Origin of the sequence: Acinetobacter sp. YH12094 (genome assembly GCF_013419295.1) — a bacterium.
GTDB lineage: Bacteria > Pseudomonadota > Gammaproteobacteria > Pseudomonadales > Moraxellaceae > Acinetobacter > Acinetobacter amyesii.
On the sequence record NZ_VPAK01000006.1, the window covers coordinates 26715 to 47189 of the forward strand.

At 40.0% G+C, this 20475-nt stretch carries 17 protein-coding genes and 2 pseudogenes; 9 read left to right on the forward strand and 10 right to left on the reverse strand.

The features are described 5' to 3' along the window. The first annotated feature begins 102 nt into the window (after positions 1 to 102). From FTU34_RS06345 to znuB, 3 genes are read left to right on the forward strand one after another with little or no spacing between them, the layout of a single operon-like run. Positions 103 to 600 (forward strand): transcriptional repressor, encoded by a 498-nt coding sequence (locus tag FTU34_RS06345; RefSeq protein ID WP_078191481.1) that lies wholly within the window; start codon positions 103 to 105, stop codon positions 598 to 600. A 2-nt stretch (positions 601 to 602) separates the two neighbouring features. Continuing rightward, positions 603 to 1364 carry a zinc ABC transporter ATP-binding protein ZnuC gene (gene znuC / locus FTU34_RS06350; protein ID WP_373683469.1) on the forward strand — a complete coding sequence of 254 codons (762 nt, stop codon included), beginning with the start codon at positions 603 to 605 and terminating at the stop codon, positions 1362 to 1364. Between the two features lie 3 nt (positions 1365 to 1367). Further along, positions 1368 to 2168, forward strand: coding sequence for a zinc ABC transporter permease subunit ZnuB (gene znuB / locus FTU34_RS06355; protein WP_180009577.1), 801 nt, complete (start codon positions 1368 to 1370; stop codon positions 2166 to 2168). Positions 2169 to 2277: 109 nt separating this feature from the next. On the opposite strand, the gene FTU34_RS06360 is transcribed toward znuB, so the two are convergent. Next, positions 2278 to 2898 (reverse strand): LysE family transporter, encoded by a 621-nt coding sequence (locus FTU34_RS06360; RefSeq protein WP_180035137.1) that lies wholly within the window; start codon positions 2896 to 2898, stop codon positions 2278 to 2280. Positions 2899 to 3057: 159 nt separating this feature from the next. On the opposite strand from FTU34_RS06360, the gene FTU34_RS06365 reads away from it, so the two are divergent. After that, positions 3058 to 3978 (forward strand): Dyp-type peroxidase, encoded by a 921-nt coding sequence (locus FTU34_RS06365; protein WP_180022173.1) that lies wholly within the window; start codon positions 3058 to 3060, stop codon positions 3976 to 3978. 47 nt (positions 3979 to 4025) lie between these two features. Here the strand turns inward: FTU34_RS06365 and FTU34_RS06370 are convergent, their stop codons facing one another. Both FTU34_RS06370 and FTU34_RS17865 read right to left on the reverse strand, forming a co-directional pair. Further along, on the reverse strand, positions 4026 to 4736 hold the full coding sequence (locus FTU34_RS06370; RefSeq protein ID WP_180035136.1) for a hypothetical protein: 711 nt from the start codon (positions 4734 to 4736) through the stop codon (positions 4026 to 4028). A 26-nt stretch (positions 4737 to 4762) separates the two neighbouring features. After that, positions 4763 to 4975 (reverse strand): annotated as a pseudogene (locus tag FTU34_RS17865) (transglycosylase); the annotation flags it as partial. A gap of 3 nt (positions 4976 to 4978) precedes the next feature. Here FTU34_RS17865 and FTU34_RS06375 point away from each other — a divergent pair. Beyond that, positions 4979 to 5128 (forward strand): annotated as a pseudogene (locus FTU34_RS06375) (peroxidase); the annotation flags it as partial. 38 nt (positions 5129 to 5166) lie between these two features. On the opposite strand, the gene FTU34_RS06380 reads toward FTU34_RS06375, so the two are convergent. The 3 genes from FTU34_RS06380 to FTU34_RS06390 are packed head-to-tail and all read right to left on the reverse strand — an operon-like array spanning position 5167 to position 11525. Further along, positions 5167 to 6057 carry a hypothetical protein gene (locus FTU34_RS06380; RefSeq protein ID WP_180022175.1) on the reverse strand — a complete coding sequence of 297 codons (891 nt, stop codon included), beginning with the start codon at positions 6055 to 6057 and terminating at the stop codon, positions 5167 to 5169. Positions 6058 to 6066: 9 nt separating this feature from the next. Further along, positions 6067 to 8253: a LysM peptidoglycan-binding domain-containing protein gene (locus FTU34_RS06385; protein ID WP_120364777.1), complete on the reverse strand. Its 2187-nt coding sequence runs from the start codon at positions 8251 to 8253 to the stop codon at positions 6067 to 6069. A gap of 11 nt (positions 8254 to 8264) precedes the next feature. Then, positions 8265 to 11525, reverse strand: coding sequence for a type VI secretion system Vgr family protein (locus FTU34_RS06390; RefSeq protein ID WP_180035135.1), 3261 nt, complete (start codon positions 11523 to 11525; stop codon positions 8265 to 8267). A gap of 230 nt (positions 11526 to 11755) precedes the next feature. Between FTU34_RS06390 and FTU34_RS06395 the strand changes: the two genes are divergently transcribed. The 3 genes from FTU34_RS06395 to FTU34_RS06405 all read left to right on the forward strand — a co-directional run bounded on the left by FTU34_RS06395 (position 11756) and on the right by FTU34_RS06405 (position 16044). Then, a complete protein-coding gene (locus FTU34_RS06395) occupies positions 11756 to 12910 on the forward strand; it encodes a methionine aminotransferase (protein ID WP_180035134.1) in 1155 nt (384 codons plus the stop codon). Positions 12911 to 13057: 147 nt separating this feature from the next. Then, a complete protein-coding gene (locus FTU34_RS06400) occupies positions 13058 to 14425 on the forward strand; it encodes an MATE family efflux transporter (RefSeq protein WP_180035133.1) in 1368 nt (455 codons plus the stop codon). Between the two features lie 254 nt (positions 14426 to 14679). Then, a complete protein-coding gene (locus FTU34_RS06405) occupies positions 14680 to 16044 on the forward strand; it encodes an LLM class flavin-dependent oxidoreductase (RefSeq protein ID WP_180035132.1) in 1365 nt (454 codons plus the stop codon). 163 nt (positions 16045 to 16207) lie between these two features. Here FTU34_RS06405 and FTU34_RS06410 read toward each other — a convergent pair whose 3' ends face one another. Both FTU34_RS06410 and FTU34_RS06415 read right to left on the reverse strand, forming a co-directional pair. Then, positions 16208 to 17032, reverse strand: coding sequence for an ABC transporter ATP-binding protein (locus FTU34_RS06410; protein ID WP_180035131.1), 825 nt, complete (start codon positions 17030 to 17032; stop codon positions 16208 to 16210). Between the two features lie 45 nt (positions 17033 to 17077). Further along, positions 17078 to 17293, reverse strand: a complete 216-nt coding sequence (locus FTU34_RS06415; protein WP_067765474.1) for a molybdopterin-binding protein — start codon at positions 17291 to 17293, stop codon at positions 17078 to 17080. Positions 17294 to 17523: 230 nt separating this feature from the next. Between FTU34_RS06415 and FTU34_RS06420 the strand changes: the two genes are divergently transcribed. Then, positions 17524 to 18618 (forward strand): sigma-54-dependent Fis family transcriptional regulator, encoded by a 1095-nt coding sequence (locus FTU34_RS06420; protein ID WP_078194038.1) that lies wholly within the window; start codon positions 17524 to 17526, stop codon positions 18616 to 18618. A 172-nt stretch (positions 18619 to 18790) separates the two neighbouring features. Here the strand turns inward: FTU34_RS06420 and FTU34_RS06425 are convergent, their stop codons facing one another. Then, positions 18791 to 19621, reverse strand: a complete 831-nt coding sequence (locus tag FTU34_RS06425) for an ABC transporter permease (RefSeq protein WP_078194039.1) — start codon at positions 19619 to 19621, stop codon at positions 18791 to 18793. 20 nt (positions 19622 to 19641) lie between these two features. Next, positions 19642 to 20475: an ABC transporter ATP-binding protein gene (locus FTU34_RS06430; protein ID WP_180035130.1), complete on the reverse strand. Its 834-nt coding sequence runs from the start codon at positions 20473 to 20475 to the stop codon at positions 19642 to 19644.

Sequence of the window (20475 nt, forward strand, 5' to 3'; positions counted from 1 at the left end):
TAACAAAATCGTAAAAAAACCTACGTCTGTTCGTAAGTCCTTACGCTTCATGTTAAGATTTAAAGTCTTTTTCTTTATACAGTTTCGTACTCGAGGTTGGCTATGAGCGCATGTTCACACGAACATCATAATGCTTTGCATGGTGTACACGATCATCATAATGTCGAACAGCGCCTGGCTGAAGCTGAGAGTCTCTGTAGTGCGACGGGTGCTCGACTTACGCCCTTGCGTAAAGAAGTATTGGAACTGATCTTAAATGCAACGGGGCCAATGGGCGCTTATGACCTTTTGGCTAAAATCAAAAGTGAGTCTGACCGACCTGCAGCGCCGCCGACGGTGTACCGTACGTTGGATTTTCTGCTTGAAAAAGGTTTGATTCACCGTCTGACTTCGATTAATGCGTACATCCCATGTTGCCATCCGCGCGAAGGACATCAAGCAGCATTTCTGATTTGCACCGATTGTAAAATAGTCAAAGAAGCATCTGCTCAAGGCTTGATGGCGCAACTCGATGAATTGTCTGCATCCGATGGCTTTACTGCACATCACAGTATTATTGAAATTTCAGGGATCTGTCAGCAGTGCCGCAGCAAACACTAAATATGAAGCCCATTGTGGCTTTAGAGCATGTTCATGTCCGAATCGATGAACGTGACATTTTAAAAAATGTAGATTTCGCCTTACACGAAAAAGAAATTGTCACCTTGATTGGTCCTAACGGTGCAGGCAAATCCACGCTCATCAAAGTGTTATTGGGTATTGTAAAACCTGTATCTGGTAAAGTGATCAGCATACAAAAATTAAAATTCTCATATGTGCCACAAAAATTTAATCCATCACACAGCTTACCGCTACGTGTGTGTGATTTATTGGCATTAGAAAAATGTGATGCCAGCATTAAGCAAGAAATTATTCGTGATACAGGCATTGCCAAGTTACAACAATCTAAAGTTCAGCAACTATCGGGCGGCGAACGTCAACGTGTATTGATTGCACGGGCATTATTGCGTCAACCGAATGTATTGGTTCTGGATGAACCTATGCAAGGTCTGGATATCCAGTCTGAAGCGGAACTGTATGACTACGTGCGTAGCTTGCCAGAAAAATATGGCTGTGCAGTTTTGATGGTTTCTCATGATTTACAATGGGTCATGCAAGGCACGCACCGTGTGGTTTGCCTGAACAAGCATATTTGTTGTAGTGGCTTGCCTGAAAATGTCCAGCAACATCCTGAATATCAAGCGATCTTTGGAACAAATCGTGTGTTCTATCAACACCATCATGATCACTGTGCACATGGCGATAGTGCAACGCCTTGCCAGCATGACTCTCGTCCTCATATTCACCCTGAACCGGAAGCATAATCCATGATGGAATGGCTACAACTCCTTTTGCCAGCATGGATCATGGGCACTTTGCTGGTGTTCCTGACTGCACCCCTCGGCTGTTTAATGCTATGGCGTCGCATGTCATTTTTTGCGGACACCATGGCACATGGCACTTTACTCGGTGTCGCCATTGCCGGTGCAATGAGTCTACCGCTTTGGACAGGCGTTACATTGATTGCGCTCTTATTGGTTGCAATCTTATGGGTGTTACACGACCCTCGCTTACCCAATGACGCTTTGCTTGCGCTATGTTCTGCAACACTCCTGTGCTCAGGCTTACTCTTCATACAACATTTGCCAAGCTTAAGACCTGAGTTACTCAGCTATTTATTTGGTGATTTACTCACCATTTCTTGGTCAGATTTGCCTGTCTTTGCAATGGTGATCATTGTGGCACTGACCGTGCTGTATAAAAGTTGGCAATCGCAGATTCAGATTGCCATTGACCCCGATATTGCGGTCAGTGAAGGTGTCAGCGCTAAATGGCAACGTCTGATTTTTATGTTATTACTGGCATTATTTACCGTATTGGCTTTACGTGCTGTCGGCTCATTGCTGATGGGTGCATTGTTAGTGATTCCTGCATTAACCGCTCGTTTATTGGCAAATTCCCCGAAACAAATGGTGCTGTGGTCTTTCATCATTGCACAAGTCGGTGTGACCGTGGGGTTATGGTCAAGTGCTGGTTTAAACACCTCTACAGGACTGACTATTGTATTAACCATGGCGCTGCTCTTTGCCCTGATTTTTATTATGCAAAAATTTAAGAAAGTCGCTTAAGCACCAACGTTCTTTGCTCAATTCGCGACATATCAAAATAAAAAAGCCATGCAGTTGCATGGCTTTTTTTTGCACGTCAAATACGATGCTCAGAATCATCTAACTGGATTTATTGATGCACCAAACTCAATAAACTCGCAGCACAAGCAAATAATACCGCAAAGGTTCGATTCAAATATTTTTGTTGTTTGGGTGATTTTAATAACCGCAGCACTTTTGCAGCGAGACCGGTATACCCCGCCATGACAATCAGATCGATGCTAATCATCGTTGCAGCCATGATGACATATTGAATCCATTGGGGTTTAGATAAATCTAAAAACTGCGGCAAAACTGCCAACAAAAATACAATCGCTTTAGGGTTGCTCATATTGACCAAAAAGCCATGTAAAACTAATTTTGACGGTGATTTATTGGGCAAATCTTGTTGAATTTCAATAGACTCTATTGGCGCTGTCCACTGTAAATAAGCCAAATATAATAAATAGCCCACACCAAACCATTTCACGATCAGAAAAGCCCATGGTGTCGTCGCAAATAAGACCCCTGCCCCAGCTGCAACAATGGCGATCTGAACCAAAAGTGCCAATTGCAGGCCGATTGCATTCCAATACCCATGCTTAAACCCATAATTCAAACCACTCGACATAGACGCAATTGCACCTGCACCTGGGGAAACACTAATTACCCAACATGCCAACATGTATGCAATCCAGATTTGATAGGACATCATTAGCTCAAGTTTGAAATGGGTCTGTATTATATGACATTTACTCTATTTTCATGACAATAATGCACGCTAAAAGGCCAAATGAAGGCTACACTCTCAGCGCTGCTTAAGGCACAATATACACAGCCACTCAGAAATTATAATTTTTAGGAGCCATGAATGTCTGCTCAATCTGTAATTTTGCCATTACCCTCAGATCATGCTCGTTTTATTGTTTTACGTTTAAAAGAGTTAACGATTAGCGAATTAAAAGAACAACTTGAAGACTTATTTAATACTCGTGATCGTCTGATTACCCAACATCCTAATGCACAGATTAAAACGGCTGTGGCTTTTGGACCAGAACTTTGGGCGCAACTTTACAGTCAAGCTCCGGCAGGCTTTAAACAACTTGATCCAATTCAAGGTTCATTTAACATGCCTGTAGTGCCAGCAGATGTGCTGATTCACATTGCGGCACAGCGTACAGATATTTGCTTTGCTTTAAGCCAAGCTTTCTTTGATGGCATTCAAGATAAAGTTGAGGTTTTAGATGAGCGTGTTTGCTTCCGTAATTTCGATGGCCGTGACTTAACTGGCTTTATTGATGGTACTGAAAACCCTCAATTTCCAGATGACCGTGCTGAAACAGCATTATTAGCAGAAGATGCGGGTATTTTTGCTGATGGTTCTTTTGTCTTTGCACAGCGTTATGCACATAACTTAGATAAATGGAAAAAGTTAAAGGTAGATGCTCAGGAACATGTCATTGGGCGCACCAAACTTGAATCGATTGAGTTAGATGAAAACGAACAACCTGAAAACTCACATGTATCACGTACAGTTGTTGAAGATGATGAAGGTGAAGAACTCGCAATTTTGCGTCATTCATTGCCTTATGGCGATGGCCGTGGCGATCAAGGCTTGTTCTTTGTGGCATATACCAATGATTTAAGCATTATCGACAGCATGCTGGTTCGCATGTTCGGTACGAGCGGTGACGGTATTCACGACCGCTTACTACATTTTGTAACGCCAATGGACGGAGCGTATTACTTTGCGCCGAGTGAAGAGTTGCTGGAAGAAATTTTAGAAGGGTAAATTTTGAAAATGCAAAGAGTAGATTTTCCTACTCTTTGCAACAAAATTTATTTATTCATAGTACTTAATTCTGCAGTGGAAAGACCAATATTTTCACACCCCTGCGTAGCTGAAACACATTTTAACGTATTACTTAAATCAACTTTAAAGACACTCGATTTACCACCTTGTGCATATTTTATATTTGCTAAATATGTAAAAATTCCTTTTTTAGAATTGAACGTAAATTGATCTCCTTGCAACAAATCCACCCCTTTACCATTAGCATTGTTATCTTCTGAAGCTAAAACAGGAACTGTTAAGAAATTGTTGCTATTAAAATTATAAACGAAAGTATTAACAATAAAGCTTCTAAAAGGCGTTTTTACATAATCAATATTAAAATCCTCTCGAACACGAAATGCCACAATATTTTTATCACGATATAAGATATTTATATCAACATTAGATTTTAATGGAACTGTTGACTTATAAACATCGAAGACTTTATTTTGATTAAAAATTTGTACTCCAAATTTTTTCAATGTGTACTTTCTCCCATTTTTATTTTTATAAACATCACCAAAATCAGTTAATCTTATTTTTTTATTAGTAGAAACTATACTATATGTTCCATATTTATCTATAAAATCGATAGGTGATTTTATTTGTATAGCTTCTTGAGTTGGATCATTCCAACTATTATTTATTTTTGCATATCCACATCCAAAAAAAGAATTAATAATTAAAAATAAGGAAATTGTTTTTATATATTTCATATTATGCCTTTTAGGGGTTAGTCGAACTAATAAGGTAAATTTGCATTAATAAAAGGTATTGGATCAATTCTCCCGGTTAAACCAATACCTAATAAAGGAGCACTCCTTGCTTCAAAATGTAAATGGGCGCCATTTGCTATAGTTGTCATCTTATTAGCATTACCTGTAGCACCCGACTTTCCAATAACCTCTCCAACATCTACTAGATTACTTGTATCTACATCACTAACTGACAAATGATTTTAAAAATTATCAGCTGTATGTTAAGACGTATGTTTGGCACCAGCGGCGATGGTATTCACGACCGTTTACTTCACTTTGTCACGCCTATGGATGGCGCGTATTACTTTGCGCCGAGTGAGGGGTTATTGGAAGAAGTGCTGGAAGGGTGATTAAATGAAGCCGACGAAAGTCGGCTTTTATATAATAACTACTTAAACTGATATATGATTTTTTTAGAATTTTGATAATACGTCATTATTGAATTATTATCTATTTCTACTCTATTGTTTAAATATATAAATTTTTCATCAACTAACTTATTATTTTTAACTTGCATAACTCTTAAATTTGGTCCACTTTCATCTTCAAAAGGTGAAATTATTAATTGAAATCGACCTCTATCTAGAACCATACTTGGTCCATCCGATAGGTTTACGAAGTCATACTTTTTAAACAGTTCTTTTGTTTCTATTAAATTTAGACCAGAGCACTCTTTTGTCTTTTTTGAAATACATTTCAAATGCACATCAGAATCATATTTTTTTGATACTATATTTTTTTCACTACCTATAATTTCAGGATCTTTTTTTATTTTTTTAAAACTATCATTTTCAAATATATAACATTCATTTTCAACATTTATATTATTATCATCACTAGCATAAGTAGTTCCAGAAATACAAATTTCATTTGAGGATTTAGAGAACTTAATTTCAGGATTTTCATTACTTAAAACTTCCAACCTAGAATCCACAAAATTACCAACTATTTGTTGCAAAGGGTATATTTTTCCTTTTGATGAATCTATGACAACAATTGCTTTTACATTTCTACTGTCACCTTTACCGGTATATCTATCTTCATTTAATATTATAAGTATTTTGTCATTTGAAAAATTAGCTGTGCTAGCTAATTTTTGATTATAAATTTTTATTTTTTCATTAGTACAAAAATTTACTTTAATTTTTTCTACATTACATGAACTAACATTCTCAGATTTTAGACTATCTTTAATAAATGATGATTCCTCTCTCGAATAAGAACAACTAGAATTTAATAATCCAAAAATTAAGAAAAGGAACAATTTGGTTAATTTCATTTTTAAAACCTATTTTGATGAATGATATGCTTTAATTTTTTCAAAAATTTCTTTTACCTTAGCTGTTGAATGTGAATTAGCTCTATTTGTACCAGATTGGTGATAGCCTACCGAACCATCAGAAATAACGCCAAATTTATTCTTACTACCTTTAGGTAAAGCTATTGAAGCCCATTCTCTAGAGGCATCTATCATAGCTTTTTCAACTGTTGAGCTACCACTGTGTATAAGATTGTAAATTTCAGTTCGTCCTCTTAATAAATGTTCCTTAAAAACTCTTTCCTGCATATTCGCATCGTAAAGTTCATCACCAGTGAGATTCATTCTCTTTCTTGCAGCGTCTAATGTTGATGGAATTGTTTGATATTTTCCGGTTGCAAATCTTCGCCTATTGTCTTGCCAACTATAGTTTTTTGAAGCTAGTAACAATTGATTAATTGTTTTTCCTGTAATTGTGCCTGGTAAATCATTCATTTTCCCATATTTGACTCTTTTCCCTTCAGGTGCTCCTGCATTCCAAGCCTCATAACTTCCTTCACCACTAGCAATTGCATTTCCCAACTCCACAACCAATTCATCAATTGTTTTATCAGAAGTTTTTAAATTATTACTTGTCGCAGTTAATACACCTGAACAACTTAAAATCGATACTAAATTTATTTTTTTTACTAATTCAACTAATGGACCACCATTCAATTCTGCGACACTCTTTTTGAAAAAAAGGTCATTAAAATATGGCTGAGAGAACCTCGTAACATCATAGTGCACCCAAGTTGTTGCTCCAGAACCGCCGTTATTAAAAACTTTAGGTTCAAGATATATTTTATCAGTTTGTCTTTGCTCTGAAGCTCCCATCTTAATTTCCATTATATTTTTTCTAATGAATTCCATATCTAATAATTCTTTGGTTCTTACTCCGTCCTTCTTTATATGTATATCTAGTGCTAGCCCCATATGGTTGACACTCGTTCTTTTATGCTGCTTATTATTTTCAATACATCTATATCCTGATTCGATGTATGCCACTTCTAATCCACTTGATTTAAATTCATTTTTTAAATAAAAGTTTAAAGATTTTAATATCCAAATTAGAGATCTATGTATTCCTGGATATTCATTAGCAACATTACTACCAGAAGTAACTCCTTTACGATTATTACCATAACCAGAACATTTCCCACATTTACATGAAGCTTTTGCCATAAATCCTGCAACTGGATATTCTGTATAGAACTTATCTAAAGCCAATAATAAGCTTCCACAAATTTTCCCCGTTTCAGGAACCCCCATATAATCCCTCTGAAACTGTTTGATACAAGCTTCAGTTAAAGGAGTAAATTTATCAGTAGGTAAAGCACCGCCAAAGCCAGCTAAACGGATATTAATTTCTCGTATTAATTCACTTTGCCCACTTGAAATACATTGAGGCGATGACTTGCATAAATTTGATGTATCAGATTTGGGAGTACCTCCATCCTGACTTCGGTCCTCTTTCATTTCAATTTTAATAACTTCAGTTAAAGCTTTTTTCCCATCCTCATACCATTCATTAAGCTTTTCCAATGCCTTATTTTTATAATCATCTAACTTAGATTCTGATGATTGATTAGCTTTCTTTTCATCATGTTTAGGTGGTGCTGATTTTTGAGACTTGGTCTTCTCTGGCTGCTTTTTAATCGGCTGCGGTTTCTTATCCTGACTGCTTTTATTGCCTGTTGCTGGCGTATTAACTGGCAATTTAATAATTTGGCCTATGCTAATTTTATTTTTATTTTCAAGGTTATTTAGAACGTCTAATGCCCTAACTGTAGTCTGATACTTTTGTGCAATCGAAGTTAAGGTGTCTCCTTTCTGAACTATATGCGTCTTGCGCTTATAACCACCTTGTTTACCATTATTTTCTAAAGTTTTTAAATCTATAAGCAATTTTGGACTAATTACCTTAACTAACATTCGATCTTTTGACAGAGTAAAAGATTTGACTTTTTTCATACCATCATCAAATAGATTTTTCACATATACATCTAAAACCGTTCCTTTGTCCCGCTGAATTTCATAAAAACAGCCCTTTGAATTAGTGATACCTTTTACAACATGCTGATCTGTTTTCTGATTTCTAACTTGATAGTGAATCTTAGGTATTGGGTTACCAAGAGCATCTAGAATTTGTACTGTTACTAAAGCTTTATTAGACATATTTTTATACCTTAATTATTATTTTGATCAATGAGTTCATCTACATCATAACCATCAATACTTAACCCCCATTCATCATCCATACCTACTAAGATTTGAAGCTTTGAAGGATCAGCCGTTGAAATCTTTCCAGTTCGACCATGCTCATCAATCCCACCGCTGATCACTGCGTTCGTCTCAGGTATAAAAGCTTTGAAACTAAGCTGGCTAAAATCACTCTGCCAAAATAAGTCATACACATCTAATCTATTACTATAAATCGAAGCATTCGGCAGCTGAGGCACTTCATAACTGACTTTACTTCCCCCCACAAAACAATGCTGCCCAGCCTTACTCTCAAATTTACCGCCTGTTGTAGAAAATATGCCATCGCCATTAATTTTTAACTGTGAACCGCCTGCCGTTAGCACAATCTCTTTCGGACTGGTCAATTCAATTTTATCTTCAGTGGAAATAAGCTTAATCACTTTACGGGCTATCGCCTCAATCGCATCATCCTGTGCCTGCAACTCTACTTTGCCCTTAGCCGCATAAGCACTTAGGCCTTTTTGCGCCGCAAATAGGCTTATTTTATCTTGCGCATGATGCACAATATTTTTTTGTGCACTCACATTCACTGAACCTTGTGCACTCTCAGCAATATCCTGCGATGCCTGCATGACAATATCTTCAGGTGTGGTCATTGCAATGCCGTTGGGTGAAGCCAATAACATTAAAGCTTGCCTAAACAGCTTGCCCTGTTCCTGCTGTTTTGGGTCTGAAGAACTTTCTAAATTTTGGCTATAGCTCTCCATAAAGCCTTTCACATGCGCTAAGGCCTTTGTTGGCGTAAAAATTTCTGGCTTGCCAAAGCCACCGCCAATGATCATTTCATCTGGATTGATCTTAATGTCTTCAACAATTTTGCCAATTTCTTTCAACGATTTCAGTGGATCATCTTTGAGCTGTTTTTTAATTTGCGCGACCCGATCCTTCAGCTGATCGGCACCATGTTCTTCAAGCTTTTCAATCACGCCCTTCAAGTTATCAAAAGCTTCCTCAGCATCTTCAAAATAGGCTTTGAACTGCTTCACCGTGCCTTTCACATCTTTAGTAATCGCGCCGATATCTTGAATAAAACCTTTGCAATTTTTTAAAGCATTCAGCGGATCTTCTGCCAAGTCATTTTTAAATAAACCGACTGTTGTGATTAAGGCTTCTGAAGTACTTTTAAGTTCTAAGGACTGAATCAGTTTTGGCAAACGACCTATAACATTCAACGCATCTGTTTGTTGCTTCACGGCAATACTGCTGAGCATTTTCATGCTTTCCTGACCTTGACTCAGCAACGCCTGCGCTTTGGCCGCTTCCAAGTGGTCCGCAATGGCATTTTCCTGCGCATAAGTACTAATCAACATGCCACGACCCGCTCGAACAGCGCCAAAGGCATCCGTGCGCAGCTCAAACCCCTCACCACGGCCATGGCTACTGTCTTGTTCTTTAGGATGGCTGAGATTACCTAAATTCAGCTGTGTCGCCGCATGACTACTTTGTAATTGGGTACTGATCTGCCCCGTCGTGTCATCAAAGCGCAGTTGGTTAAAGCCTGCTCCTGCAACTTCTTGCGAGCGGATACCACTGAGTTTTTTGGTTTCAGGAAGCTGACCTTTGAGGTCAAACATGGTCTGAGATCGCTCAGCCTCATGTATACGTCCTACTACAAAGGGACGATCCACATCTCCCTCAAAAAAGTCGATCACCACAATTTCGCCAATACGAGGATGGAAACGTGCCCCATAACCTTCACCCGCCCATGGAGTCAGTACATCGACCCAAGCCGAGTCACTGTCATTATCATTACTCCCTGCTCCACCATCATGACTATGGTCATCGCTGCGGGTGAACGTAAACCTAACTTTGATACGCCCCCAAGCATCGACATAAATACTTTCACCTTCTGGACCGACCACTTTAGCCCGCTGTGGAAACGCAGGTGGCCGGTGTAATAAAGGATCATATTCAGGCACCACAGAAATTTGCCGACGGACCACATAGAGCTCATTGGCCTGCCGTTCATCCCCTAAAGATAGCCAACGGCTCGCGGCAAGTAACTTTTCTAATTGAACCAAAATATCTTTGGGTAAATTATTTTGGTTATAAAATGCTTTGCCCAATATGAGAAATTCACGATCTGTCGTTTGATGTTGATCGATTTCAGGATGATTTTCTAATTCAAACCAATACCCAACTTGTGCATCCCTTACGCTACTGCTGGCGGTAAAATATTTGGCTTGTAATTCCTGATATTGATTGAGTTGCCGATTCAACTGATCCAATTGCTGTGTATTTGAAGTGGTCGCCTGATCTGCACCTTTAAGGTCAGTTGTCCAAGCCGAACTTACGGTCCAAGCCTGCTCTAAACTTAAGGTTTCATTGTGCTGTTGCTCACTCTGTGCATGGGCGCTTAAGAGCGGATTACTTTGGTCTTGTGCCAAATGTTGAGCTTGCCAACGCTGCGTTTGAATGGTGGTCGATTGTAAAAAGCGTTCTGCCACAAAACTGGTGATCGTGTCTAAACGTTCCGTGGCATGACTCCGATGAAAGCGAATTTTTTTCCGCTCTAAAGCACTATAAGCCTGATTGGTATCAATTAAACGCAGCTGCTGTGCTTGCATCGGTGCAGCCGAAAATGCGACAAATAACTCCGCTTCATCAATTAACCAATTGATCCCTTCACTGCGCCAAAGGCGAGTTAAAAATGCATAATCACTTTCATTCGCCTGCATGGTGAATGGACGCACATCATAAGTACGTGCCAACCCCTCTAAGTTCAGACTTAAACTGGCAGCAAACAACGCACTTTTTTTCTGCCATTCACTAAAAATAATCTCGGTCATCTCCCCAACCGATTTATTCATAAAGACACGGCTGTTACGACGCTTATGCCAGAGTGCTGTGGCATCCTCAATCACCAGCTTATAAACGGTCAATGCACCATCACTTTGACCTTGGCTTGCCCCGGTAATCACCCCAGTCAGGCGACTGAGTTGTCCCAAATCTGTCACTTGATCGACAGCCACTCGGCCGCCTATAAACTGCTTTAAAGCCAAATGTGCATTGGTGGATAGACAAATAATTTCCGCGCGAATGCCTTGATTGATTCGGTGCTGACCCTCAATCCGCTGAATAAAAACTTCGGTGTTTAATGGTTCATTTGAAAAATGAATATGTAGCGCACGTTTCTGTACGCTAAAGCCAAAGTTTTCCACCATGGCGTGAATATTTTTAAGCATTGTTATAAGGAAAATATTTTTTATAAACTTCGCATTTTAGAAAATGATTATTTTTTCGTCCACCTTGTTTTGTAAGTAAATTGTTGAATTCTTCTTTTTGGCTTTTGCATCACTTTAGGATTCAAGAGAATAGGAACGTCAATACTGGATCAATTTTGCTGATCTAACTTTTCGCAGCCGCTGAGATGCTGCTACACTCAAAATGCAACCTATTAAAAATTTTAAGCTCCATGATCACAATTGAATCCAAACTACCTGCACAAGGTGTGACTATTTTTAGCGTCATGAGCGCAATGGCGCAGCGTCTAAATGCACTGAATTTATCTCAAGGTTTTCCTGATTTCCCTGCACCTCCTGCACTGTTAAATGCGCTAAGTGATGCGACGCAACAAGGTTGTAACCAATATGCACCCGGCGATGGACTGATACATTTGCGTGAACAATTGGTCCAACTGTTTGCCCATCGAGACCAATTAAATATTGACCCTCACACCGAAGTGACCATTACCCCGGGTGCAACCATTGGTATTTTTAGTGCCATTCAAGCCGTGGTTCATGCGGATGATGAAGTGATTATTTTTGATCCGAGCTATGATAGTTATGCGCCCAGTGTAAAATTGGTTGGGGCTCATCCCATTCACATTGCCTTAGAGACGCCCCATTTTACTGTGGATTGGAATCGTGTTGCCGCTGCGATTAACGATAAAACCCGGATGATTATTGTCAATACACCGCATAATCCAACAGGTGCTGTTTGGGGGCGTGAGGACTGGCTCAACTTGATTGAACTGATTCGAGATAAAAATATTATTGTGCTGTCGGATGAGGTCTATGAGCATTTAATTTTTGATGGTCGTCAGCATCTATCTGCTTTGTCATTTCCTGAGCTGCGTGAACGCAGTTTTGTCGTGGGTTCATTTGGTAAAACCTTTCACGTCACAGGTTGGAAAACGGGTTATTGCATTGCAGCGCCAGCCTTGATGCAAGTGTTTCGCCAAATCTATCAATTTGCCAATTTCTGCGGTGTTACGCCCGTACAAATGGCACTGGCTAACTTTATGGCAGAACATCCTGAGCACATTGCTGAATTGGCCGATTTTTACCAAGCCAAACGTGACCGTTTCAATGCCGGCTTAAGCCACTCTAGATTTGAGTTGATTCCATCGGCAGGTACCTATTTCCAAAACCTTGATTACAGTGCCATACGCCCAGATTTAAGCGATGTGGAAATGTGTCAGTTGTTGGCAGAGCAACATAAAATCGTGGCGATTCCTGTCTCAGTGTTCTATCAAAAACCGCCGGAAAATTTACGATTATTACGTTTCTGTTTTGCCAAACAAGATGCCACCTTAGATCGAGCTGCAGAGATTCTCTCCGCGGTTTAAAGCCGTATCTGCCCAAACGTTTTTTTAAAACAGACATGTAGAAATAATGAAGCCTTGGTTACTCAAAAACTAAGGCTTTTTTGAATGCCAACATGATAGTGTTATCAGTAACTTAAAATCATAAAAAGCCGCGTCTAGGACCTGAGCATGTCAAAACAACAGTCCCTCGTTACTCAGCAAAATTTATGGAAAACGTTTTTAGTTTTTCTGGTGCCTTTGATCGCCACCAATATTTTGCAGAATTTATCTGGGACCATTAACACCGTTTTTGTCGGTCAGATGCTTGGGGTGCATGCCATTGCAGCCGTTGCGGTATTTTTCCCGATCTTGTTCTGTTTAATGGCTTTTGTGATCGGGCTCTCGGCAGGTGCAACCGTGTTGGTGGGGCAAGCTTGGGGCGCGCAAAACCTTGAAAAAGTTCGTACCGTCGTGGGCTCCACCCTGTTTATGACCTTGATTGGTGGCAGCATCATTGCCTTTTTAGGGGTGATATTTGCCAAGCCCATTTTATTGGCTTTAGGCACAGCCCCAGACGTGATGCATTTATCTTTGCCATATGTGCAATGGATGCTTGCCGGTAGTCCACTACTCTTTATTTATATTATTTACACCTCGATTTTGCGTGGGGTCGGTGACAGTACAACACCGCTGATTGCATCGGGTATGACCATTGGTTCAGGGCTGATTATTACACCCGTGCTGATTGCAGGAAAATTTGGATTTCCAAGTTTAGGTATTATTGCCCCTGCCATTGCCAGTCATATCGGCTTTTTAATTGCCTTGGTGTTTTTATATTTCTACTTAAAAAAGAAAGATCATCCGCTCAAACTCGACTTCGAGTTGATTCGTCATATTCGCCATCAACATGATCTCAGCAAAATTATCTTAAAACTAGGCATTCCTACAGGTATTCAGATGGTCACGACCTCTGTGGCCGGTCTCGTGATTGTCGGTTTAGTTAACCGCCATGGTGCTGATGCCACTGCTGCATATGGCGCGGTCAATCAGGTTTTGAACTATATCCAATTCCCGGCCTTGTCCATCGCGATTGCAGCTTCTATTTTTGCCGCGCAAGCCATCGGTTCGGGTCAATCTGAACTAATTAATCGCGTGAAACGTACGGCCATCGGGATGAATTTCATTATTACTGGCATCTTGGTGGCATTGGGCTATTTATTCTCTAAATATTTAATGGCGCTATTTATTACAGACCCTGAAGTTGTGGTTCTCGGTCAAGAATTGCTGTTCATTGTGCTTTGGTCGATTTTATTTTTTGGTGCCAGTGCGATTTTTGCTTCCATTATGCGGGCCAGTGGAACGGTGACCGTGCCGATGATTATTAATATTATGGCGATTATTTGCATTGAAGTGCCGTGTGCCTACCTATTCAGTGAATGGTGGGGCTTAAAAGGCATTTGGTATGCCTATGCTTTGGCTTTTGTCAGCTTATGTATTTTACAAGGGCTATATTACCAACTGGTATGGAGACGAAAAGCCATCAAAGTATTGCTATAAGGTTCGCTAATAGCGTTCAATGCCAATCCGCAGCTTTGCATCTCAATATGGAAAATCTTGTACGGATCCATGCATAAAGTTTGCCGTTAAACTGCTGTTTATTTTTCAACATTTGGTTTTATATCCTGTTGATTTATCTACACCTAGAACCAATTAAAATTAAAAATTGCATATTTTCAAACAATTACGGTTTGGCATAGATTTTGTTCTTATCCCTTTTATCTTTTAAGAATAATTGGGATGAGAAATTTTTTATGTCTAAACGTCAAATAAAGCTTGGGGCTTTTATTCCAACCACCTCACAGCATGTCGCAGGTTGGCGTCATCCTGAATCTCGCCCACAAGATCATCTCAATATTGATTATGCAATTGAACTGGCAAAAACCGCAGAGCGTGGTCTATTCGATGCCTACTTTCTTGCCGATGGTCTGTCTGTCCGTTGGAGTTCTGCTGTCGAAGGTGAAAAAGGTTTGGGCGATAAAGGCGTCGGCTTTGAACCCGTCACATTGTTTGCAGCCCTTTCGGCAGTGACGCAAAATATTGGCTTTATTGCCACGGCGTCCACGACTTATGAAGACCCTTATATTTTGGCGCGTAAATTTGCTTCTTTAGATCATATTTCTAAAGGTCGTGCTGCATGGAATGTGGTAACGACAGCCTCTGCCGATGCCGCAAAAAACTTTAACATTCAGCAGCACCCTGAACCCAAAGAGCGTTATGAACGTGCCGATGAATTTATTGAGGTGACTCAAAAACTGTGGGACTCATGGGAGGATGATACCTTCCATTACAACAAAGAAACCGGGCAATTTTTTGATGCCCGCAAACAACATCAGCCCAATCATCAAGGTCAATATTATCAGGTACTGGGGGCTCTCAACGTCTCTCGCCCACCGCAAGGCTATCCAGTGATTGTTCAAGCGGGACAGTCTGAAGATGGTCGTGAACTAGCCGGTAAATATGCCGAAGTGATTTTTACAGCACAGCAGAATTTAGCAGATGCGCAAGCCTTTTATCGTGATGTCAAAAACCGCCTAGTGAAGTATGGTCGCCATGCGGATGACCTGAAAATTATGCCGGGCGTTTCGATTTTTGTTGCCAAGACAGAGCAAGAAGCCCAAGAAAAATATGACTTTTTAAATAGTTTAATTCACCCAGAATTGGGTTTAAGTTTATTGTCTGCTTTGGCAGGTGGCATTAATCTGGCCAAATTTGATCTAGATGCCCCTTTCCCGAAAATCGAAGATGCAGACATTAATTTCTCAAGTCGTCAGCAAATGATGATTGATATTGCCCGTAAGCACAATTTTAGTATTCGTCAGCTCTATCAATATATCGCTTCAGCCCGTGGACATTGGACCTTGATTGGTACGCCTGAACAAGTCGTAGATCAACTGCAAGAATGGTTTGAGAATGACGCTGCCGATGGTTTTAATGTCCTACCGCCAACAACACCTGCGGGGTTAAATGATTTTGTCGATCTCATCGTTCCTGAACTGCAACGTCGCGGTCTATTCCGAACGGCTTATGAAGGCAAGACCTTACGAGAAAACTTAGGTTTAAAACGACCTGAAAACCAATATGTTTTAGAAAAAAGACATACCTCCCAAGCCTCATAAACCAACGTTTAATAAAACTGAAAAACAAATGCCCCAACTGGGGCATTTTTATGGACTGATATTAATCCAACTTAAGCGATGATCATACTGACCTATATTTGATAAGCCTAAAAAAGCCCTGAATTCAGGGCTTTTAAAAGTTTAGGTGATGGTCAATTCAGACTTACCATGCAAATTTATAATCGGCAAATCGGTGAGATAAAGGTTCAAGCAACTGATCTTTTACTGGATCACTAAAGTCAGTCAAAATGTCATTTTTAATATTGATCAGACGGACATCTTCGCGTTTACGCGGATGGGCTAAATGAATATCTACAATACGTTTAATTCGTCCCGGATGTGGCTGCATGACCACTACCCGATCACCCAAAAATACCGCTTCTTCGACATCATGGGTGACAATAATCATGGTGATTTTTTCACTTTGCCAGATTCGCTGTAATTCATCCTGTAAATTTTGCCGCGTCAATGCATCGAGTGCGCCAAAGGGTTCATCGAGTAATAAAATCTGTGGTCGATTCACCAAACTCCGGGCAATCGCCACACGTTGATTCATCCCACCAGACAACTGCGAAGGATAAGCATCTTTAAATTGGGTTAATTTGACCAACTCCAGATGCTCATCAATCAATACATCTTCTTCTGCACGGCTAAACTGACTTTTATGCAAGGCAATCCGTACATTTTCTCTTACCGTCAACCATGGAAACAGGCGATGATCTTGAAACACGATACCACGTTCCAAACTCGTGCCCTGTATAGGCTGACCATCAACCAAAATCTGGCCCTGAAACTGACGCTCTAGACCAACCAACAACCGTAATAATGTGGATTTTCCGCAGCCACTACTTCCCACAATACTGATGAACTCACCCGGCTGAATATTCAGGTTAATGTCCTCAAGTACGGTTAAGTCTTCTTGCTTTTGTGTGGGATAATGTTTCGTTAGCTGCTGAATAGAAACCGAACCAGCTTGTTCTACGCTCATATCATTATTCTCTATTTGTGCTGACAAACTTTGCTGGACTAAACCTTAGAGTTTAGCCAGTGACACTTCCGTCGATTTAATTAACACCACTACCTCTGAACCTACTTTTAAGTCTAAATCCTTCACCGAACGCGTCGTGATCACGGACGTAAAAAAGCCCGCTTTGGTTTCCACATCAATTTCTGAAACCACAGGACCCTCTACGATTTCATTAATCACGCCTTTGAATTGGTTTCGCACATTTACTGAAGTAATCGCCATTTTAATTATGCCTTTTGTTATTAAGAGAGCTTTACTATAAAACAGTTCAATCACTTGCTATATCTTGATTTATCCTTTAGTTATCCCGATTTTATTTATCTTAAAATCAGATAAATAATCCACGCATGAATTTATCGGTGAAACTGATATTTAAATATCGAATTATTATTTATCTTTTATTTTTAAATCTTTCATCATGATCTGCATTTTCAACAACTATAAGAAAAGATATGTCTATTTTGACCCACCCTGCAGTGCCCTCTGCACTGAAACATAAACGGGCAACAGCAACGGTCTTTGCAGATCCGTTATCGCAAGCGTTGTTGTCTCGAATTGAACAAATTGCACCAAGTGAGGCCAATGCACTCATCATTGGTGATACAGGCACAGGAAAAGAGTTAGTTGCACGCCAAATCCACCAATTAAGCCATCGTGCCAAAGGTCCATTTATCGCAGTGAACTGTGGTGCCTTTACCGAATCGTTAGTCGAAAGCGAATTATTTGGACATGAAAAAGGAGCCTTTACAGGGGCAATTAATAGCCGTGTCGGTTGGTTTGAAGCAGCCCATAATGGCACCTTATTTTTAGATGAAATTGGTGACCTGTCCTTGCCTATGCAAGTCAAATTACTCCGTGTTTTACAAGAAAGAGAGATCGTTCGAGTCGGCTCACTCAAATCCATTCCAATTAATGTCCGAATCATAGCCGCAACCAATGTCGATTTAGAGCATGCCGTACAGGACGGGCGTTTCAGGGAAGATTTATTCTACCGCTTACATGTGGCGTTGCTACGCATTCCACGTCTCTCAGAGCGTCGTGGTGACATTTTGCCTTTGGTTAAACACTTCATTCAGGTCTATCAAACCAACCCACATGACACACCATTACGCCTCAGCCCATTGGCGCTCAAGAAACTCCATTTACATAGCTGGCCGGGAAATATTCGCGAATTAGAAAATACCATTCAACATGCGATTTTAGTCAGTGAAAAAGGTGTGATTGAACCAGAAGATATTAGTTTTTCGAGTATTCAAAGTGCATCGTCGTTTTCGCGTGCAGAACCTTTTAACTTACAAAATGCCACCTCTGCTGTAGCCAACATCAAAGATATTCAAGATGCTGGACAGTTACTTGAGCAGACCTTTTTACAAATTTTTCAAGCCGCAAATCAACTTAAGCATGACAATATTAATGAGCTGATTGAAGAAAAATTTATCCGAAGTGCGTATCAGCACTGTCAATACAATCAAGTGCATACGGCTCGTTTGCTTGGAGTGACAAGGAACGTGATTCGCACTCGCCTAATTAAATATGGCTTATTATAAATAAGTCATATTTTTATTTATTCCACATTAAAATAATAATCCCAAAAACTGATACATAAATATTCATCTACATTATTCTTTATTCATTGCATTATTTTAAATATAAAAAATCAGTAATAAAAAACCTCGGCATATCCCGAGGTTTTTTATTTATTTTTCCATTTCGTATAGATTATTCCACCGGGTTTCGTTTCCACGCTGTAAAGTATTTTTCTAGTCCAATCAAGAAATAGTTAAAGGATAAGCCTACGAGGGTAATGACTAATATGCCTACAAACATTTGTGGAATTTCAAAGCTAAATTGCGAATAAATAATCAGATATCCCAGACCTGCTTTGGCACCAAACATTTCTACTGCCACTAAGGCCAAAATAGAAATTGCCCCTGCCAGACGGATACCGACAAAAATCGTCGGAACCGACGCAGGCAGAATCACTTTTCGGAACAATTGATAGGGTTTTAGGCCCATGGTTCGTGCCGATTTAATCAGTAAAGGATCGACTGTTTGTACGCCTGTAATGGTGTTCAATAAAATCGGCCATGTGCATGCATACACTAACAGACTGATTTTTGAGGTTTCACCAATGCCTAAAAATAAGATGAACAGCGGCATTAATGCTAGTGCTGTGGTATTTCGAAACAGTTCTAACAATGGATTTAAGGTTTCAGCCACGAGCTTGTACCAACCGATGATGAGACCCAAAGGAATAGCGATCGCTAGGGCCAAAATGAAACCAATAATTGAACGCTTTATACTGGCCAAGAAATGGATGCCTAATTGACCGCTTTGATATAGCTGCCATGTGGTTTCCAATACTACAGATAACGGCGGTAAAAAAGCCGGATTGACCACACCACTCCGCGGCAGAATCTCCCACAGCAAGAAAAAAGCTACAATGGCAATGGTGCGTTTAAAGACCGTGTTTAACCAAGTGAATTGTAGTCTGGGTTTAATGTCGTTATACGATTGCGTATAACTGATGGCTTGTTTAGTCGATGACATAAATAAATCCTCTGAATATTTTAGTTATGTGCAAGCTGTTTATGTTTTTCGAGGGCTTGCGCTTTAATCACTTCTTCACTGAGCAATGACCAAATTTTGTGGCGAATTCGGCCATATTCAGGCAATGAACGGACATCTTCACTAGAACTGCGCAGGCTTTGCGGAATTTCAATCACTTCCTTAATCCGCCCCGGTCTTGATGTCATAATCGCCACACGCTGACTCAGATAAATTGCTTCATCAATACTGTGAGTAATAAAAACAATGGTTTTTTTCGAGCTTTTCCAGATATTGATCAGCTCAGCTTGTAAGGTTTCTCGGGTTTGCGCATCTAGGGCAGCAAAGGGCTCATCCATTAATAAAATTTCTGGTCCATAAGCCAAACTTCGGGCAATTGCAACCCGCTGTTTCATCCCGCCGGAAAGCTCATTCGGATAATGCTTTTCAAAGCCACTGAGGCCCACAAGCTGCATATAGTATTCGGCTTTTTCACGGCGTTCTTTTTTTGCTACGCCTTTGGCTTCTAGACCAAATTCGATATTTTCCAGTGCGGTTAACCATGGATAGAGCGCATATTGCTGGAACACAATGCCACGGTCTAAACCCGGTTGAGTAATCTGCTTGCCACTCAGTAAAATCTGCCCTGCCGACGGTTTGGTTAAACCCGCAATTAAGTCTAATAATGTAGATTTTCCACAGCCACTTGGCCCCACGATTGAAACAAATTCACCCGGTTGAATATCCAAAGTGACATTTTCTACAGCAACAAACTCAGGCTTATAGTTTTTACTGCCGACATGGTTCTGTGCAGGAAATACCTTACGCACGTGATCTAAATGTAATGCACTGGTCAT

Coding starts and splice junctions, on each gene's coding strand:
- FTU34_RS06345 (WP_078191481.1), top strand. CDS start 103: ATGAGCGCATGTTCACACGAACATCATAATGCTTTGCATGGTGTACAC.
- znuC (WP_373683469.1), top strand. CDS start 603: ATGAAGCCCATTGTGGCTTTAGAGCATGTTCATGTCCGAATCGATGAA.
- znuB (WP_180009577.1), top strand. CDS start 1,368: ATGATGGAATGGCTACAACTCCTTTTGCCAGCATGGATCATGGGCACT.
- FTU34_RS06360 (WP_180035137.1), bottom strand. CDS start 2,898: ATGTCCTATCAAATCTGGATTGCATACATGTTGGCATGTTGGGTAATT.
- FTU34_RS06365 (WP_180022173.1), top strand. CDS start 3,058: ATGTCTGCTCAATCTGTAATTTTGCCATTACCCTCAGATCATGCTCGT.
- FTU34_RS06370 (WP_180035136.1), bottom strand. CDS start 4,736: ATGAAATATATAAAAACAATTTCCTTATTTTTAATTATTAATTCTTTT.
- FTU34_RS06380 (WP_180022175.1), bottom strand. CDS start 6,057: ATGAAATTAACCAAATTGTTCCTTTTCTTAATTTTTGGATTATTAAAT.
- FTU34_RS06385 (WP_120364777.1), bottom strand. CDS start 8,253: ATGTCTAATAAAGCTTTAGTAACAGTACAAATTCTAGATGCTCTTGGT.
- FTU34_RS06390 (WP_180035135.1), bottom strand. CDS start 11,525: ATGCTTAAAAATATTCACGCCATGGTGGAAAACTTTGGCTTTAGCGTA.
- FTU34_RS06395 (WP_180035134.1), top strand. CDS start 11,756: ATGATCACAATTGAATCCAAACTACCTGCACAAGGTGTGACTATTTTT.
- FTU34_RS06400 (WP_180035133.1), top strand. CDS start 13,058: ATGTCAAAACAACAGTCCCTCGTTACTCAGCAAAATTTATGGAAAACG.
- FTU34_RS06405 (WP_180035132.1), top strand. CDS start 14,680: ATGTCTAAACGTCAAATAAAGCTTGGGGCTTTTATTCCAACCACCTCA.
- FTU34_RS06410 (WP_180035131.1), bottom strand. CDS start 17,032: ATGAGCGTAGAACAAGCTGGTTCGGTTTCTATTCAGCAGCTAACGAAA.
- FTU34_RS06415 (WP_067765474.1), bottom strand. CDS start 17,293: ATGGCGATTACTTCAGTAAATGTGCGAAACCAATTCAAAGGCGTGATT.
- FTU34_RS06420 (WP_078194038.1), top strand. CDS start 17,524: ATGTCTATTTTGACCCACCCTGCAGTGCCCTCTGCACTGAAACATAAA.
- FTU34_RS06425 (WP_078194039.1), bottom strand. CDS start 19,621: ATGTCATCGACTAAACAAGCCATCAGTTATACGCAATCGTATAACGAC.
- FTU34_RS06430 (WP_180035130.1), bottom strand. CDS start 20,475: ATGACCAGTGCATTACATTTAGATCACGTGCGTAAGGTATTTCCTGCA.